14 protein-coding genes are annotated in these 15,128 nt (G+C 69.8%); 7 read left to right on the forward strand and 7 right to left on the reverse strand.

What is annotated here, in order from left to right; genetic code table 11:
- Nucleotides 1–119 precede the first annotated feature (119 nt).
- The 5 genes from A5705_RS02515 to A5705_RS02535 all read left to right on the forward strand — a co-directional run bounded on the left by A5705_RS02515 (nucleotide 120) and on the right by A5705_RS02535 (nucleotide 5,465).
- Nucleotides 120–1,037, forward strand: coding sequence for an ACP S-malonyltransferase (locus tag A5705_RS02515; protein WP_067874225.1), 918 nt, complete (start codon nucleotides 120–122; stop codon nucleotides 1,035–1,037).
- 81 nt (nucleotides 1,038–1,118) lie between these two features.
- Entirely contained in the window at nucleotides 1,119–1,466 is a 348-nt protein-coding gene (gene acpM, locus A5705_RS02520; RefSeq protein ID WP_003872368.1) for a meromycolate extension acyl carrier protein AcpM, read from the forward strand.
- On the forward strand, nucleotides 1,463–2,713 hold the full coding sequence (kasA, locus tag A5705_RS02525; RefSeq protein WP_067874222.1) for a 3-oxoacyl-ACP synthase KasA: 1,251 nt from the start codon (nucleotides 1,463–1,465) through the stop codon (nucleotides 2,711–2,713). The genes acpM and kasA overlap by 4 nt, the downstream gene beginning before the upstream one ends.
- Nucleotides 2,714–2,749: 36 nt before the next feature.
- A complete protein-coding gene (kasB, locus tag A5705_RS02530) occupies nucleotides 2,750–4,003 on the forward strand; it encodes a 3-oxoacyl-ACP synthase KasB (RefSeq protein WP_067874218.1) in 1,254 nt (417 codons plus the stop codon).
- Between the two features lie 40 nt (nucleotides 4,004–4,043).
- On the forward strand, nucleotides 4,044–5,465 hold the full coding sequence (locus A5705_RS02535) for an acyl-CoA carboxylase subunit beta (protein WP_067874215.1): 1,422 nt from the start codon (nucleotides 4,044–4,046) through the stop codon (nucleotides 5,463–5,465).
- Between the two features lie 83 nt (nucleotides 5,466–5,548).
- Here the strand turns inward: A5705_RS02535 and A5705_RS02540 are convergent, their stop codons facing one another.
- The 4 genes from A5705_RS02540 to A5705_RS02555 form a co-directional block, all read right to left on the reverse strand.
- Nucleotides 5,549–7,087, reverse strand: a complete 1,539-nt coding sequence (locus A5705_RS02540; RefSeq protein ID WP_067874213.1) for an FAD-dependent monooxygenase — start codon at nucleotides 7,085–7,087, stop codon at nucleotides 5,549–5,551.
- A gap of 88 nt (nucleotides 7,088–7,175) precedes the next feature.
- Nucleotides 7,176–7,793, reverse strand: coding sequence for a TetR/AcrR family transcriptional regulator (locus A5705_RS02545; protein WP_067874211.1), 618 nt, complete (start codon nucleotides 7,791–7,793; stop codon nucleotides 7,176–7,178).
- Nucleotides 7,794–7,847: 54 nt separating this feature from the next.
- On the reverse strand, nucleotides 7,848–9,380 hold the full coding sequence (locus tag A5705_RS02550; RefSeq protein WP_067874210.1) for a glycerol-3-phosphate dehydrogenase/oxidase: 1,533 nt from the start codon (nucleotides 9,378–9,380) through the stop codon (nucleotides 7,848–7,850).
- Nucleotides 9,377–9,946 (reverse strand): TetR/AcrR family transcriptional regulator, encoded by a 570-nt coding sequence (locus tag A5705_RS02555; RefSeq protein ID WP_068275108.1) that lies wholly within the window; start codon nucleotides 9,944–9,946, stop codon nucleotides 9,377–9,379. The genes A5705_RS02550 and A5705_RS02555 overlap by 4 nt, the downstream gene beginning before the upstream one ends.
- A 47-nt stretch (nucleotides 9,947–9,993) precedes the next feature.
- On the opposite strand from A5705_RS02555, the gene A5705_RS02560 reads away from it, so the two are divergent.
- Both A5705_RS02560 and A5705_RS02565 read left to right on the forward strand, forming a co-directional pair.
- A complete protein-coding gene (locus A5705_RS02560; RefSeq protein ID WP_068275414.1) occupies nucleotides 9,994–11,574 on the forward strand; it encodes an FAD-binding oxidoreductase in 1,581 nt (526 codons plus the stop codon).
- Nucleotides 11,571–12,497 carry a diacylglycerol kinase gene (locus A5705_RS02565; protein ID WP_067874206.1) on the forward strand — a complete coding sequence of 309 codons (927 nt, stop codon included), beginning with the start codon at nucleotides 11,571–11,573 and terminating at the stop codon, nucleotides 12,495–12,497. The genes A5705_RS02560 and A5705_RS02565 overlap by 4 nt, the downstream gene beginning before the upstream one ends.
- Here the strand turns inward: A5705_RS02565 and A5705_RS02570 are convergent.
- The 3 genes from A5705_RS02570 to A5705_RS02580 all read right to left on the reverse strand — a co-directional run bounded on the left by A5705_RS02570 (nucleotide 12,478) and on the right by A5705_RS02580 (nucleotide 14,988).
- The gene (locus A5705_RS02570) at nucleotides 12,478–12,990 is read right to left on the reverse strand and encodes a DUF3145 domain-containing protein (RefSeq protein WP_067874489.1); all 513 of its coding nucleotides are present in this window, start codon (nucleotides 12,988–12,990) and stop codon (nucleotides 12,478–12,480) included. The two genes, A5705_RS02565 and A5705_RS02570, sit on opposite strands and share 20 nt — an antisense overlap.
- Nucleotides 12,991–13,150: 160 nt before the next feature.
- Entirely contained in the window at nucleotides 13,151–13,972 is an 822-nt protein-coding gene (locus tag A5705_RS02575; RefSeq protein ID WP_067874204.1) for a serine hydrolase, read from the reverse strand.
- Nucleotides 13,969–14,988, reverse strand: coding sequence for a methyltransferase domain-containing protein (locus tag A5705_RS02580; RefSeq protein ID WP_067874202.1), 1,020 nt, complete (start codon nucleotides 14,986–14,988; stop codon nucleotides 13,969–13,971). Before A5705_RS02580 ends, A5705_RS02575 begins: the two co-directional genes overlap by 4 nt.
- Nucleotides 14,989–15,128 lie beyond the last annotated feature (140 nt).

Genomic DNA, 15,128 nt, shown 5'->3' on the forward strand with positions numbered 1-15,128 from the left:
CGCCGGTATCAAAAACGTAGCTTAAGAAGCCGTTTTGTAAGGTGTATACAAAAACCTAAGACGAGGTTCATAATCTGTTACACCCGCCAAAACCGTTTCCACAGTGTTCTCTTAGACACGTGATTGCATTGCTTGCGCCCGGACAAGGGTCGCAGACGGAGGGGATGCTGTCGCCGTGGCTGGAGCTGCCAGGCGCCGCCGACCAGCTCGCGCTGTGGTCGAAGGCCAGTGGCCTGGACCTGGTGCGGCTGGGCACCACCGCGTCGACCGAGGAGATCACCGACACCGCGGTGACGCAGCCGCTGGTGGTCGCGAACACGCTGCTGGCCCACCAGGAGCTGACGCGGCGCGGCCTGCTCAGCGATGAGGACCTCGCCGAAATCGTCGTCGCCGGCCACTCCGTCGGGGAGATCGCGGCCTACGCGATCGCCGGGGTGCTGGCCGCCGATGACGCCGTCGCGCTGGCCGCCACCCGGGGCGCCGAGATGGCCAAGGCCTGCGCCCTCGAGCCCACCGGCATGTCCGCGGTGCTCGGCGGCGACGAGGCCGAGGTGCTGACCCGCCTCGAGGAGCTCGAGCTGTTCCCCGCCAACCGCAACGCGCCCGGACAGATCGTCGCCGCCGGCCCGCTGTCGTCGCTGGAGAAGCTCGCCGAAGACCCGCCGGCCAAGGCGCGGGTGCGCGCCCTCGGGGTGGCCGGGGCGTTCCACACCAAGTACATGGCTCCGGCCCTGGACGGCTACGCGGCGGCCGCCGCCGCCGTCGTGACCGCCGAGCCCACCGCCACGCTGCTGTCCAACCGCGACGGCAAGCCCGTCGCCTCGGCGGCGGCCGCGATGGACACCCTCGTCGCCCAGCTGACCCAGCCGGTGCGCTGGGACCTGTGCACCGAGTACCTGCGTGCGCACAACGTGACGGCGATCGTGGAGTTCCCCCCCGCGGGGACGCTCACCGGCATCGCCAAGCGCGAACTTCGGGGGGTTACGGCTCGTGCCGTCAAGTCACCCGCAGATCTGGACGAGTTGGCAAACCTCTGAACCGCCGGCTTCTGCCAGTACAAATAACAACTGCAAACGTCAATCCGATTTGCACTCAACATATTACGAAGGGAATAGGCCGTGGCCGTCAGTCAGGAAGAAATCATCGCCGGTATCGCCGAGATCATCGAAGAGGTGACCGGTATCGAGCCGTCGGAGGTCACCCCGGAGAAGTCGTTCGTCGACGACCTGGACATCGACTCGCTGTCGATGGTCGAGATCGCGGTGCAGACCGAGGACAAGTACGGCGTCAAGATCCCCGACGAGGACCTCGCCGGCCTGCGCACCGTGGGTGACGTCGTCGCCTACATCCAGAAGCTCGAGGAAGAGAACCCCGAGGCCGCCGAGGCTCTGCGCGCCAAGCTGGAGACCGAGAACCCCGAGGCCGTTGCCAACGTCAAGGCGAGGCTGGAAGCGGACAGCAAGTGACCAAGCCTTCCACTGCCAATGGCGGTTACCCCAGCGTTGTGGTAACCGCCGTCACGGCGACGACATCGATCGCGCCGGACATCGAGAGCACGTGGAAGGGTTTGTTGGCCGGCGAGAGCGGCATCCGCGTACTCGAGGACGAGTTCGTCTCCAAGTGGGACCTGCCCGTCAAGATCGGTGGGCACCTCAAGGAGCCCGTCGATAACCACATGGGCAGGCTCGACCTGCGCCGCATGTCCTACGTCCAGCGGATGAGCAAGTTGCTGTCCGGTCAGCTCTGGGAGACCGCGGGCAGCCCCGAGGTCGACCCCGACCGGTTCAGCGTCGTGGTCGGCACGGGCCTGGGCGGTGCCGAGCGGGTCATCGAGAGCTATGACCTGATGAACGAGGGCGGCCCCCGCAAGGTGTCGCCGCTCGCCGTTCAGATGATCATGCCCAACGGTGCGGCCGCCGTCGTCGGTCTGCAGCTCGGCGCCCGCGCCGGGGTGATGACCCCGGTGTCGGCCTGTTCGTCGGGCTCGGAAGCAATCGCGCACGCGTGGCGTCAAATAGTCATGGGTGACGCTGACGTCGCCGTGTGCGGCGGCGTCGAGGGTCCCATCGAGGCGCTGCCCATCGCGGCGTTCTCGATGATGCGGGCCATGTCGACCCGCAACGACGAGCCCGAGCGTGCCTCGCGCCCGTTCGACAAGGACCGCGACGGCTTCGTGTTCGGCGAGGCCGGGGCGCTGATGATGATCGAGACCGAGGAGCACGCCAAGGCCCGCGGCGCCAAGCCGCTGGCCCGGCTGCTGGGTGCCGGCATCACCTCGGACGCGTTCCACATGGTGGCGCCCGCGGCGGACGGCGTGCGCGCCGGCCGCGCGATGACGCGGTCGCTGGAGCTGGCGGGCTTGTCCCCCAAGGACGTTGACCACATCAACGCGCACGGCACCGCGACGCCGATCGGCGACACCGCGGAGGCCAACGCCATCCGGGTCGCCGGTTGCGAGCAGGCCGCGGTCTACGCGCCGAAGTCGGCGCTGGGCCACTCGATCGGGGCGGTCGGCGCGCTGGAATCTGTACTGACGGTATTGAGCCTGCGGGACGGCGTGATACCGCCCACCCTCAACTACGAGACACCGGACCCGGAGATCGACCTCGATGTCGTCGCGGGCGAACCCCGCTACGGCGAATTCCGTTACGCGATCAACAACTCGTTCGGTTTCGGTGGCCACAACGTCGCGCTCGCCTTCGGGCGTTACTGAAGCACGGCAAGTACGGAAGGAACTTTCGTTAGACCCATGACCGAACTGGTAACCGGGAAGACGCTCCCGAATGTCGTCGTCACCGGCATCGCGATGACGACCGCCCTGGCGACCGACGCCGAGAACACCTGGAAGTTGCTGCAGGACGGCCAAAGTGGCATCCGCGTCCTCGACGACCCGTTCGTCGAGGAGTTCGACCTCCCGGTTCGCATCGGCGGGCACCTGCTGGAAGAGTTCGACAGTCAGCTGACGCGCATCGAGCTGCGCCGGACGGGCTACCTGCAGCGGATGTCGACCGTTCTGGGCCGGCGGGTGTGGGAGAACGCCGGCTCGCCCGAGGTCGACACCAACCGGCTGATGGTCTCCATCGGCACCGGGATGGGTTCGTCGGAGGAAATGGTCTTCAGCTACGACGACATGCGGGCCCGCGGGCTCAAGGCGGTGTCGCCGCTCGGCGTGCAGAAGTACATGCCCAACGGCGCCGCCGCGGCGGTGGGTTTGGAGCGGCACGCCAAAGCCGGTGTCATCACGCCGGTTTCGGCGTGCGCCTCGGGTTCGGAGGGCATCGCCCAGGCCTGGCGCAACATCGTGTTCGGCGAGGCCGACATCGCGATCTGCGGTGGTGTGGAGACCAAGATCGAGGCCGTGCCGATCGCGGCGTTCGCCCAGATGCGCATCGTGATGTCCACCAAGAACGACGACCCGGTGGGCGCGTGCCGCCCGTTCGACCGGGACCGGACCGGCTTCGTGTTCGGCGAGGCCGGCGCGCTCATGGTGATCGAGACCGAGGAGCACGCCAAGGCCCGCGGCGCGAACATCCTGGCCCGGCTGATGGGGGCCAGCATCACCTCCGACGGCTACCACATGGTGGCCCCGGACCCCAACGGCGAGCGCGCCGGGCACGCGATGGCCCGGGCGATCCAGCTGGCGGGCCTGTCGCCCAAGGACATCGACCACGTCAACGCGCACGCCACCGGCACCTCGGTGGGCGACGTGGCCGAGAGCCGCGCCATCAATAAGGCACTCGGCGGCCACCAGCCGGCGGTGTACGCACCGAAGGCCGCGCTGGGTCACTCGGTGGGCGCGGTCGGTGCGGTGGAGTCGATCCTGACCGTGCTCGCGTTGCGCGACCAGGTCGTTCCGCCGACACTGAACCTGGAAAACCTCGATCCGGAGATCGATTTGGATGTGGTGGCGGGCAAGCCGCGGCCGGGCGAATACAACTACGCGATCAACAACTCGTTCGGATTCGGCGGCCACAACGTGGCACTCGCCTTCGGGCGGTACTGAACCCGCTCCCCGCGAGCACCCTCGGAACAGGAGACCTGCGATGACACTCATGGCCCCCGAGTCGGTTGGCGAGTCGCTCGACCCCCGGGACCCGTTGCTGCGTCTGAGCAACTTCTTCGACGACGGCAGCGTGGAGCTCCTGCACGAGCGTGACCGCTCGGGCGTGCTGTCCGCCGCGGGAACCGTGAACGGTGTGCGCACCATCGCGTTCTGCACGGACGGGACCGTGATGGGCGGTGCGATGGGCACCGAGGGGTGCCGGCACATCGTCAACGCCTACGACACCGCCATCGAGGAGCAGAGCCCGATCGTCGGTATCTGGCACTCCGGGGGGGCGCGGCTGGCCGAGGGGGTGCGCGCTCTGCACGCGGTCGGCACGGTGTTCGAGGCCATGATTCGCGCGTCCGGCTACATTCCACAGGTCTCGGTGGTCGTCGGCTTCGCCGCCGGCGGCGCCGCCTACGGACCCGCGCTGACGGACGTCATCATCATGGCGCCGGAGAGCCGGGTGTTCGTCACGGGGCCCGACGTGGTGCGCAGCGTCACCGGCGAGGACGTCGACATGGCCTCGCTCGGCGGCCCGGAGACCCACCACAAGAAGTCCGGGGTGTGCCACATCGTCGCCGACGACGAGCTCGACGCCTATGAGCGCGGCCGCCGGTTGGTCGGATTGTTCTGCCAGCAGGGCCATTTCGACCGCAGCAAGGCCGAGGCCGGCGAGACCGACATCCACGCGCTGCTGCCCGAGTCCGCGCGGCGGGCCTACGACGTGCACCCGATCGTGACGGCGATCCTCGACACGGACGCGCCGTTCGACGAGTTCCAGGCCAACTGGGCGCCATCGATGGTGGTCGGGCTGGGCCGGTTGTCCGGCCGCACGGTCGGCGTGCTGGCCAACAACCCGCTGCGCCTCGGCGGCTGCCTGAACTCCGAAAGCGCCGAGAAGGCGGCGCGTTTCGTGCGGCTGTGCGACGCATTCGGAATCCCGCTGATCGTGGTCGTCGACGTCCCGGGCTACCTGCCGGGCGTCGACCAGGAGTGGGGCGGTGTGGTGCGCCGCGGTGCCAAGCTGCTGCACGCGTTCGGCGAGTGCACGGTGCCGCGCGTCACGCTGGTCACCCGAAAGACCTACGGCGGGGCCTACATCGCGATGAACTCCCGTTCGCTGAACGCCACCAAGGTGTTCGCCTGGCCGGACGCCGAGGTCGCGGTGATGGGCGCCAAGGCCGCCGTCGGCATCCTGCACAAGAAGAAGCTGGCCGCCGCGCCCGAGCACGAGCGCGAGGCGCTGCACGAGGAACTGGCGGCCGAGCACGAGCGGATCGCCGGTGGCGTGGACAGCGCCATCGAGATCGGCGTGGTCGACGAGAAGATCGACCCGGCGCACACCCGCGGCAAGCTCACCGAGGCGCTGGCCCAGGCGCCGGCGCGCCGCGGCCGCCACAAGAACATCCCGCTGTAGGTCACCTTTTCTTCCGCGAGCAGACGCAAAAGCCCCGCGACACGCCGAGTGTGGGGGGCTTTTGTGTCTGCTCGCGGAGGTGGTTACCGGCACACGATCGCCGAGAGCGCCTGGCGTAGTGCGCCATCCGGGTCGGCGGGAAACTCCTCGCAACGCCAGCCGACGAAATCGTCCGGGCGAACCAACAGCGCCCCGGACGCGTCGAGCCCGGTAATCGACTCCCACTCCGCGCTCCGGATGCGATGTGCGGCGACCGACACGGAAGCCGCTGCCGCACACCATCGCTCGTCCCCGGTCAGCACGGTGAACCCCGGACCGAGCAGGTCGAGCGTCGAGACGCCGTCGCGCACCCACACGTGCGGAACCCGGGTCCCCGGTTGCCCGCGCAGCTCCTCCACCAGTTGCACCGCATCAGCCGCGGGCTCGGCAGGCAACACCGCCGCCGAGCGGTACCGGTAGCCGATGAGCAACGAAAACATCGAACACTCCTCATCGGCGGGCAGTTGCGGCCGGTCGTCGCTCAAGGGCAGCACGGCCAGCGTCGGGCCGGTCAGCGACTGCCGGGCCGCGAAGCGCCCCACCGGATGACGCTCGGCGTGGTAGGTGTCTAGCAGTGCCGGACCGGCGGTCCCGTCCAAGACCGCGGCCAGCTTCCAGGCCAGGTTGTGCGCGCTCTGGATGGCGGTGTTGGCTCCCCCGGCCTTGAACGGCGGCATGGTGTGCGCCGCGTCGCCGACGAGAAAGACTCGCCCACAACGGAATTGGTCGGCCACCTGTTCGTAGGGCTGCCACGCCGCAACCTCGATGATCTCGGTGTCCAGCGGCTCGCCGAACGCCTTCGTGAGCGTCTCCCGGCAGCGTTGCGGCGTGAACTGGTCCGCCGTCTCGCCCTTGCCGGGGAAATAGGTGGTGATGAACATGCCGAGATCGCCCTTGGCCACCAGAAAGATGCCATCCACGTCGGCGTTCTTCACTTGCACGCCATCACCGTCACCGAGGTGCGGCACCAGCTTTCGCCACGGCGCGCGGAAGTAGATGAAGACGACATAGATCGGCAGCGCACCGTAACCAGACGTGTTGATGCCCAATCGCTTCCGGATCGGGCTGTGCACGCCGTCGGCGGCGACGAGGTAGTCGGCCCGGACCGTGTCGCCGCCGGACAGCACCGCGGTGACGCCGTCGTCGTCGACTTCGAGCGACGACAGTTCGGTCCCGTACCGCACTTCGCCACCGCGCCGTCGTGTCTCCTCGAGCAGCATCGGCTCGAGCCGGCTCTGCGGGCAGTACTGCGCGGCGGGCTCGGGGCTGAGCTTCTCCATGCCTGCGAAGATCGAGTCGACGTCGATGGCCAGCTTTTCGTCGGGGCTGTTCAGCGCCGGCTTGACCGTCATCGCCGACACGCGGTCGGCGACCGCATGGACTTCCTCGCTCAAGCCCAGGGCGCGCAGGATCTCCAGGCTGCGGAAGCTCAGGTTGCGGGCTTTCGGGTAGATGAAGGTTTCGCGCCGCTTCTCGACCAGCAGCGACCGAACGCCGTATTTGGCCAGCAGGGCCGAGCTGGCGAGCCCCGCCGCGCCGGCGCCCACGATCAGGACGGGGACGCGTGTGTCGTTGCTGCTCATGTCACCTCCGCGCAGTGTGCGAACCAGGCGGAACGTATCAGTTCCGTTCCACGGCTAGAGTCGCACGGATCGCGGCGCCACGCAAGCGCTAGTCGCCCGAGCCGGCCGTCGTCAGCGGCAGCAACAGCTGCTCGAGAGCGCGGCGAACGTAGACGCGATCGATCGGCCGTCCCGTCATCAGGCGCAACACGTTGAGGCCCATCAGCGCGTCGGGGACCAGGCTCACGTCGCGGCCCGGCGGAATCTCGCCGCGGGCAACCGCGTGGTCGAGGACCACCCTCATCATCTGGCGGGGGGCGGACAGCACGAGCTCGTCCAGCGCCGCCGCCAGGACCGGGTGGTGCATCGCCGCCGTCGCCACCCCGACGATCACTTTGATCGTGCTCAGGGCGGTTTCGTCGAAGTCGGGCACCGCGGCCACCAGCGCGTCGATGTCACCGCGAAGGCTTCCGGTGTCCGGCGGCTCGACCGGCCCGAGGCCCCGTCGCCAGTGGGCGATCGCATCGGCGACCACTGCGGCCTTCGACGGCCATCGGCGATAGATCGCGGCCTTGCCCACTTTCGCCCGCGCCGCGATGTCGTCCATGCTCATCCGGTCGTAGCCGCGTTCGGCCACCCCCTGCAGAGCGGCCTCGAGGATGGCGGCGTCGAGGGAGGGATCAAAGCGTCCGGGATTTCTCCCCACCGGTCGGCGTGCCGTGGTCAATGACGGGTATTCCTTCGCTTGAGGCGATACGTGTCAGTTCCGCCCAATCTATCATCAGCCCCGCAAGGCCAGGAACTCTTCCGCCACCGGCACCACCCGCTCCCGGTCCCCCGCCACCAGGCCGATGCGGGTCCGCCGATCGACGATGTCGTCGACGTCCAGCGCGCCCTCGTGGGTCACCGCGTACTCGAACTCCGCCCGCGTCACGTCGATGCCGTCGGCGACCGGATCGGCCGGACGGTCACACGTCGCGCTCGCGATGACCGTCGCCGCTTCACCGCCGTAGCGCGCCACCAGCGACGCCGGCACGGCACGGGACCCCGAGCCCGCACCCGGGTTGGCCGGCGCACCGATCAGCGGCAGGTCGCGGGTGCGGCAGTCGGCCGCGCGCAGGGGCCGCCGTCCGATCGCAAAGTCCAGCACGTCCTCGGCCATGTAGCGGTATTCGGTCAGCTTGCCGCCGATCACGCTGATGACGCCCGACGGCGCTTCGATGACGGCGTGCTCGCGCGACACGTCGGCGGTGCGGCCCTCACCGGTGTCGATCAGCGGCCGCAGCCCGGCGTAGGCGCCGGTCACGTCGCCGGCGCCGAGGGCGGTCCCGAGCGCGGTGTTCACCGTGTCCAGCAGGAACGCGACCTCCTTGCCCGACGGCTCCGGTACGTCGGGGATCGGGCCGGGCGCCTCCTCGTCGGTCAGGCCCAGGTAGACGCGGCCCAACTGCTCGGGCATTGCGAACACGAAGCGGTTGAGCTCGCCGGGGATCGGAATGGTAAGGGCCGCAGTCGGATTCCCGAACGCCCGTGCATCGAAGACCAGGTGTGTGCCGCGGCTGGGCCGCAACCGCAACGAACCGTCGATCTCGGCCGCCCACACGCCGGCCGCGTTGATCACCGCGGCGGCCGACACGTCGAACGACTGCCCGGTGCGCCGATCGGTCAACCGCACCGAGGTGCCCGTCGCCTCGGACGCCGCGACGTAGGTCAGGATCCGGGCGCCGTGCTGCGCGGCGGTGCGCGCGACCGCGGTGACGAGCCGGGCGTCGTCGATCAATTGGCCGTCGTAGGCCAGAAAGCCGCCGTCGAGGCCGTCGCGCCGAACCGTGGGCGCCATCTCCACGACGCGCTGCGCCGAAACCCGCCGCGACCGCGGCAGCACCGACGACGGCGTGCCCGCCAGCGCCCGCAACCCGTCACCGGCCAGGAACCCGGCGCGCACCAGCGCGCGCTTGCCGCGGCCCATCGACGGCAGCAGCGGCACCACTTGCGGCATCGCGTGAACCAGATGAGGGGCGTTGCGCGTCATCAGGATTCCGCGCTCGACGGCGCTGCGCCGGGCGATGCCCACGTTGCCGCTGGCCAGATAGCGCAGGCCGCCGTGCACCAGCTTGGAGCTCCAGCGGCTGGTGCCGAACGCCAGATCGTGCTTCTCCACCAGCGCCACCCGCAGGCCGCGCGACGCGGCATCCAGGGCGATGCCGGCGCCGGTGATGCCGCCGCCGATCACGACGACGTCCAGCGCGGCGCCGTCGGCGAGGGCATTCAGGTCGGCGGTGCGACGCGCGGCGTTCAGCGCGGTGGACCTCATGCCAGGTATCCGTTCAGCGAGTACGCGAGTTCGGCGGCCAGCGCGTGGGCGTCGAGGATCGGCCGCACGATCCGCTCGGACTGGATCGTCGACTGGGCGATCAGCAGCACCATGGTGGCCATCTGCAGCGGATCGCCGGCGCGGACGCTGCCATGGCGCTGGGCGACCCGCAGCCGCTCGGCCAGGGCGTCGATCAACATCTGCTGGCTGGCCCCCAGGCGTTCGGTGATGTAGATGGGCGCGAGCTCCGAGTGCAGCACCGACATCACCAGCCGGTCGCGACGCAGCAGGTCGGCCACCGTAACGATCTGTCGCACAAGCGATTCCCGGTCATCACCGAGCAGCGGGGCGTCGCGCAGCACGCCGGTGACGTGTTGGGTCAGCAGCGCCGCGACGATCGACTTGGTGTCGGGCCAGCGGCGGTACACGGTCGGCCGGCTGACGCCCGCCCGACGCGCGATCTCGGCCAGGGTCACCCGGTCCACCCCGAAATCGACCACGCAGCTCGCCGCCGCCGCCAGGATCCGGTCCCCGGTGTCCGACGGAACGTTACTGATTGACAGCATGTGTAATACTGTAACGCATGACGCACGCCGAGGAACTCCTCCCGCCGATGAAATGGGACGCGTGGGGGGATCCCGCCGCGGCGAAGCCCCTGTCCGAGGGCATCCGCTCGCTGCTGGAACAGACTGTGGGCCTGCGGGATTCGCCCGAAGCCGAGCTCGGCGCCGACGACGTCAGGCTGCGACCGTCGGCGCTGTCGCCGGCCGACCAAGACGCGCTGGCCGGCATCGTCGGCGCCGAATACTGCCGCACCGGCGACCGCGACCGGCTGCTGCACGCCGGCGGCAAGTCCACCCTCGACCTGCTGCGCCGCAAGGACCGCGGGATCCAGGACGCGCCCGACGCCGTCCTGCTGCCCGGAGACGACGACGCCGTCGCGGCGGTCCTGCGCTACTGCTCCGAGCACCGCATCGCCGTCATCCCGTTCGGCGGCGGGACCAACGTGGTCGGCGGGCTCGATCCCACGCGCGCCGGCTTCGACGCGGTGGTGTCGCTGGACCTGCGCCGGTTCAACGAGCTCATCGAGCTCGACGAGGTGTCGGGCCAGGCCGTCTTCGGCGCCGGCGTCGCCGGGCCGGACGCCGAACGTTTGCTTGGCGCCCAAGGCTTTTCGCTCGGGCATTTCCCGCAGAGCTTCGAGTACGCCACCATCGGCGGCTTCGCGGCGACCCGATCGTCGGGTCAGGACTCGGCCGGCTACGGCCGGTTCAACGACATGGTGCGCGGGCTGCGGATGGTCACGCCGGTCGGCACGCTGGAGCTCGGCCGCGCGCCGGAATCCGCCGCCGGCCCCGACCTGCGCCAGCTGGTGCTCGGGTCGGAGGGCACCTTCGGCGTCATCACCCGGGTCCGGCTGCGGGTGCATCGCATCCCGGAGGCCGTGCGCTACGAGGCCTGGTCGTTCCCCGATTTCGAGACCGGCTCCGCCGCCCTGCGCGCCGTCACCCAGACTGGCACCGGCCCCACGGTCATCCGGCTCTCCGACGAGGTCGAGACCGGCGTCAACCTGGCCACCACCGAGGCGATCGGCGAAAGCCAGATCACCGGCGGTTGCCTGGGAATCACGGTGTTCGAGGGCACCAAGGAGCACGTCGAAAGCCGACACGCCGAGACCGGCGCCCTGCTGGCGGCGCGGGGCGGCACATCGCTGGGTGAGGCACCGGCGCGGGCCTGGGAACGGGGCCGGTTCGGGGCGCCGTACCTGCGCGACTCGCTGTTGTCCGCGGGCGCGCTCTGCGAGACGCTCGAGACGGCCACCGACTGGTCGAACGTTCCCACGCTGAAAGCCGCTGTCACCCAAGCGCTTACCAGCGCGCTGGCCGAGTCGGGCACCCCGGCGCTGGTGATGTGCCACATCTCGCACGTCTACCCCACCGGCGCCTCGCTCTACTTCACCATCGTCGCCGGGCAGCGTGGCAATCCGATCGAGCAGTGGCGCGCGGCCAAGAAGGCCGCGTCGGACGCGATCGTCGCCAACGGCGGCACCATCACGCACCACCACGCCGTGGGCGCCGACCACCGACCCTGGATGCGCGACGAGGTCGGCGAGCTGGGCGTCCAGGTGTTGCGCGCGGTCAAGGCGACGCTCGATCCGGCGGGAATCCTCAACCCCGGCAAGCTGATTCCGTGATCGGGCGTGAGGTCGCCAAGGTGACCGCGCTGACGAATCCCGTCTCGGGACACGGCGCCGCGATCCGCGCGGCCCAGGTCGCGATCGCCCGGCTGCACGAGCGGGGGGTGGAGGTCACGGAGATCATCGGCGACGACGCGCGGGACGCGCGTTATCTCGTCGGCGCGGAGCTGGAGCGCGGGACCGATGCGGTGATGGTCACCGGCGGTGACGGCGTCGTCTCCAACGCGCTGCAGGTGCTGGCGGGCACCGATGTCCCGCTCGGCATCGTCCCGGCCGGCACCGGCAACGACCATGCCCGTGAATTCGGGATCCCGACAAAGGATCCCGCGGCCGCCGCGGACGTCGTCGCCGACGGCTGGGCGGAAACCATCGACCTGGGCCGGATCCGGTGGGGCGACGACGACAAGTGGTTCGGCACCGTCGCGGCCACCGGCTTCGACTCGCTGGTGACCGACCGCGCCAACCGGATGAGCTGGCCGCACGGGCGGTTGCGCTACTACCTCGCGATGCTCGCCGAGCTATCAGCGCTGCGGCTGCTGCCGTTCCGGCTGGTGCTCGACGGCACCAAGGAGATCGACGCCGACATCACGCTGGCCGCCTTCGGCAACACCCGCAGCTACGGCGGCGGGCTGCTGATCTGTCCCAATGCCGATCCCACCGACGGTTTGCTCGACATCACCATGGCGCACTCGGCGTCCCGGACCAAGCTGGTCCGCCTGTTCCCCACCGTCATGAAGGGCACGCACGTCGACCTCGACGAGGTGACCACCGCGCGGGCCACGACGATCCACGTCGAGTGTCCGGGCATCAACGTCTACGCCGACGGCGACTTCGCGTGCGCGCTGCCCGCCGAGATCTCGGCGGTGCCCGCGGCGCTGCGGATCCTGCGGCCGAGTGCGCCTAGCCGACGCCCCGGCTGAGCCAGGTCACCTCGCCGGCGTCGCCGCCGTCGCGATAGACCTCGAGCGCCTCGTCCCACGCCGTGCCCAGCACCGAGTCCAACTCGGCGGCCAGATAGTCGGCGCCCTGCGCCATCATCGAGCGCAGCCGCATCTCGCCGACCATGATGTCGCCGTTGGCGCTCATCGACCCGCTCCACAGGCCCAGTTGGGGGGTGTGGCTGAACCGCTGGCCGTCGACCCCGGGGCTGGGATCCTCGGTGACCTCGAAGCGCAGCACCGACCAGGACCGCAGGGCGTTGGCCAGCCGGGCGCCGGTGCCGACCGGCCCGACCCAGTTGGTGACCGCGCGCAGCTGCCCCGGCATCGCCGGCTGCGGTGTCCAGACCAGGTTGGCCTTGGACTGCAGGGTCGATGACAACGCCCACTCGACATGCGGGCATACCGCCGCCGGCGAGGCATGAACGTACACCACGCCTGTCGTCACGTCGGCGAATTGGTTCGACGCACGCATCTCCTGCTCCTTCGGTTCCACGAGGGACGTCTTCCCCAACGACCTGGTGGACCGCTCGAAGCGGGATGCATGGCGGATATCCGCCCGTATTTTTTGTGTCCTGCGTGTCTATTGTGCCCTCTGATACCCCTGTTGCGCTAGTGTGCGGAGTGGCTGAATATCACTGGGCCAAGACCCGGTCCGAAAGCGCAGGCCACGGCGCCAAAGCCCACTCCCCGAAATCGCGGTCGGTGAGGACCACCAGCGCCAGGTCCGCCTCGGGATCCACCCAGATGAAGCCGCCCGCCTGGCCGAAGTGGCCGTACGTCCGCGCCGAGTTGCGCGCCCCCGTCCAGTGCGGCGACTTGGCGTCCCGGATCTCGAAGCCCAGGCCCCAGTCGTTGGGTCGCTGCACCCCGTAACCCGGCAGCACCCCGTCCAGGCCGGGGAATTGCACGGTCGTGGCCTCGGTGTGCAGCTGCGCCGACACCGTCGACGGGCGCAGCAGGTCAGCGGCGAATAACGCCAGGTCGGCGACCGTCGACGTCGCCCCGAACCCGGCGGCCTCGGCGCCGCCGACCAGCCGGGTGCGCGCCATGCCCAGCGGCTCGCACACGGCCTCGGTCAGGTAGCGGCCGAATTCGATGCCCGACTCGGCCTGCAGGGTCCGGGCCAGCACCTCGAAACCGTAGTTCGAGTAAATCCGCCGGGTGCCGGGCCTGGCCAGCACTCGATCGTTGTGCATCGCCAGACCCGACGCGTGCGCCAGCAGGTGGCGGATCGTGGCGCCGGGCGGGCCGGCCGGGGTGTCCAGCTCGACGACGCCCTCCTCGATCGCGACGTGCGCGGCCCGGGCCACCAGCGGCTTGGTGACCGACGCCAGCTCGAAGACCCGCCCGGTGTCGCCGTGGCCGGCCAGGAGCCCGTCGGGCCCGACGATCGCGGCGGCCGCATTGGCCACCGGCCAGTCGGCAATGAAGTCGAGCGCGTCGAGGGCGGTCACTTCCTGGCGATGTAGTAGTTGTTGATCGGGTCGCCCTCGACCTCGGTCACCCGGACGTCGTCGAACCCGGCGTCGGCGAGCATCGAGGTGGCCAGCTGCGTCCCCCAGGCAGTGCCCAGCCCGGCGCCGTCCAGCGCCAGCGACACCGTCATGCAGTGCATCAGCGAGACGGTGTACAGGTAGGTACTCATCGGGATGCCGACGTTCTCCTCGAGCCGGCTCGACGCCTTGATGTCGGCCATCAGGAAGACACCGCCCGGCCGCAGCGCGCGGTAGATGTTCTCCAGCACCCGCGCCGGGTGTGCCTGATCGTGGATGGCGTCGAACACGGTGATGACGTCGTAGGCCTCGCGCTTGTCGAGCTGCGTCAGGTTGTGGCTCTCGAAGGTGGCGTTCGTCAGGCCGAGGGCGGCCGCCTCGGCGACGCCGGCCGCGACGGCCTCCTCGGAGAAGTCGATGCCGGTGAACCGGCTCGCCGGAAACGCCCGGGCCATCACGTTGATCGCGTGGCCGCTGCCGCACCCGAAGTCGGCCACGTCGGCCCCCGCCCGCAGCCGTTGCGGCAGGCCGTCGACCAACGGCAGCACGACGTTGACGAGCGAGATGTCGTACACCGCGGCGCTCTGCTCGGCCATCAGCGCGTGGAAGCGCGGGAATTCGCTGTACGGCAGCCCGCCACCCTCGCGGAAGCAGCCGACGATCTTCTGCTCGACCTCGGCGAGGTGCGGAATGAACAGCGCGACGAGCGCCAGGTTGTCCGGCCCGGCCGCGCGGGTCAGCACGCCGGCCCGGTGCGCGGGCAACGAGTAGGTGCCGGCGTCGGCGTCGTAGTCGATGACGTGCCCGGTCGTCATGCCGCCCAGCCACTCCCGGACGTAGCGTTCGTTGAGGCCGGCGGCCCCGGCGATCTGCGCGCTGGTGGCGGGCGGCAGGCCGGCCATCGTGTCCAGCAGGCCGGTCTGATGCCCGATGCTCAGCAGGAGCGTCAGGCTCGCGCCGTCGATGGCCGCAACCATTCGCCCCGCGAAATCTTCGGTGGTTTCCGAGGTGGTCTCAGGTGCCGTCACGCTCTGCAGACGCTACACCGCCTTCCTTCACACCGAGACTGCGCTCAGCGCGTCCATTTCGCCGAGTTGGGCGATCTCAGCGCAGACTC

Source organism: Mycobacterium sp. E787, assembly GCF_001668725.1.
Lineage (GTDB): Bacteria > Actinomycetota > Actinomycetes > Mycobacteriales > Mycobacteriaceae > Mycobacterium.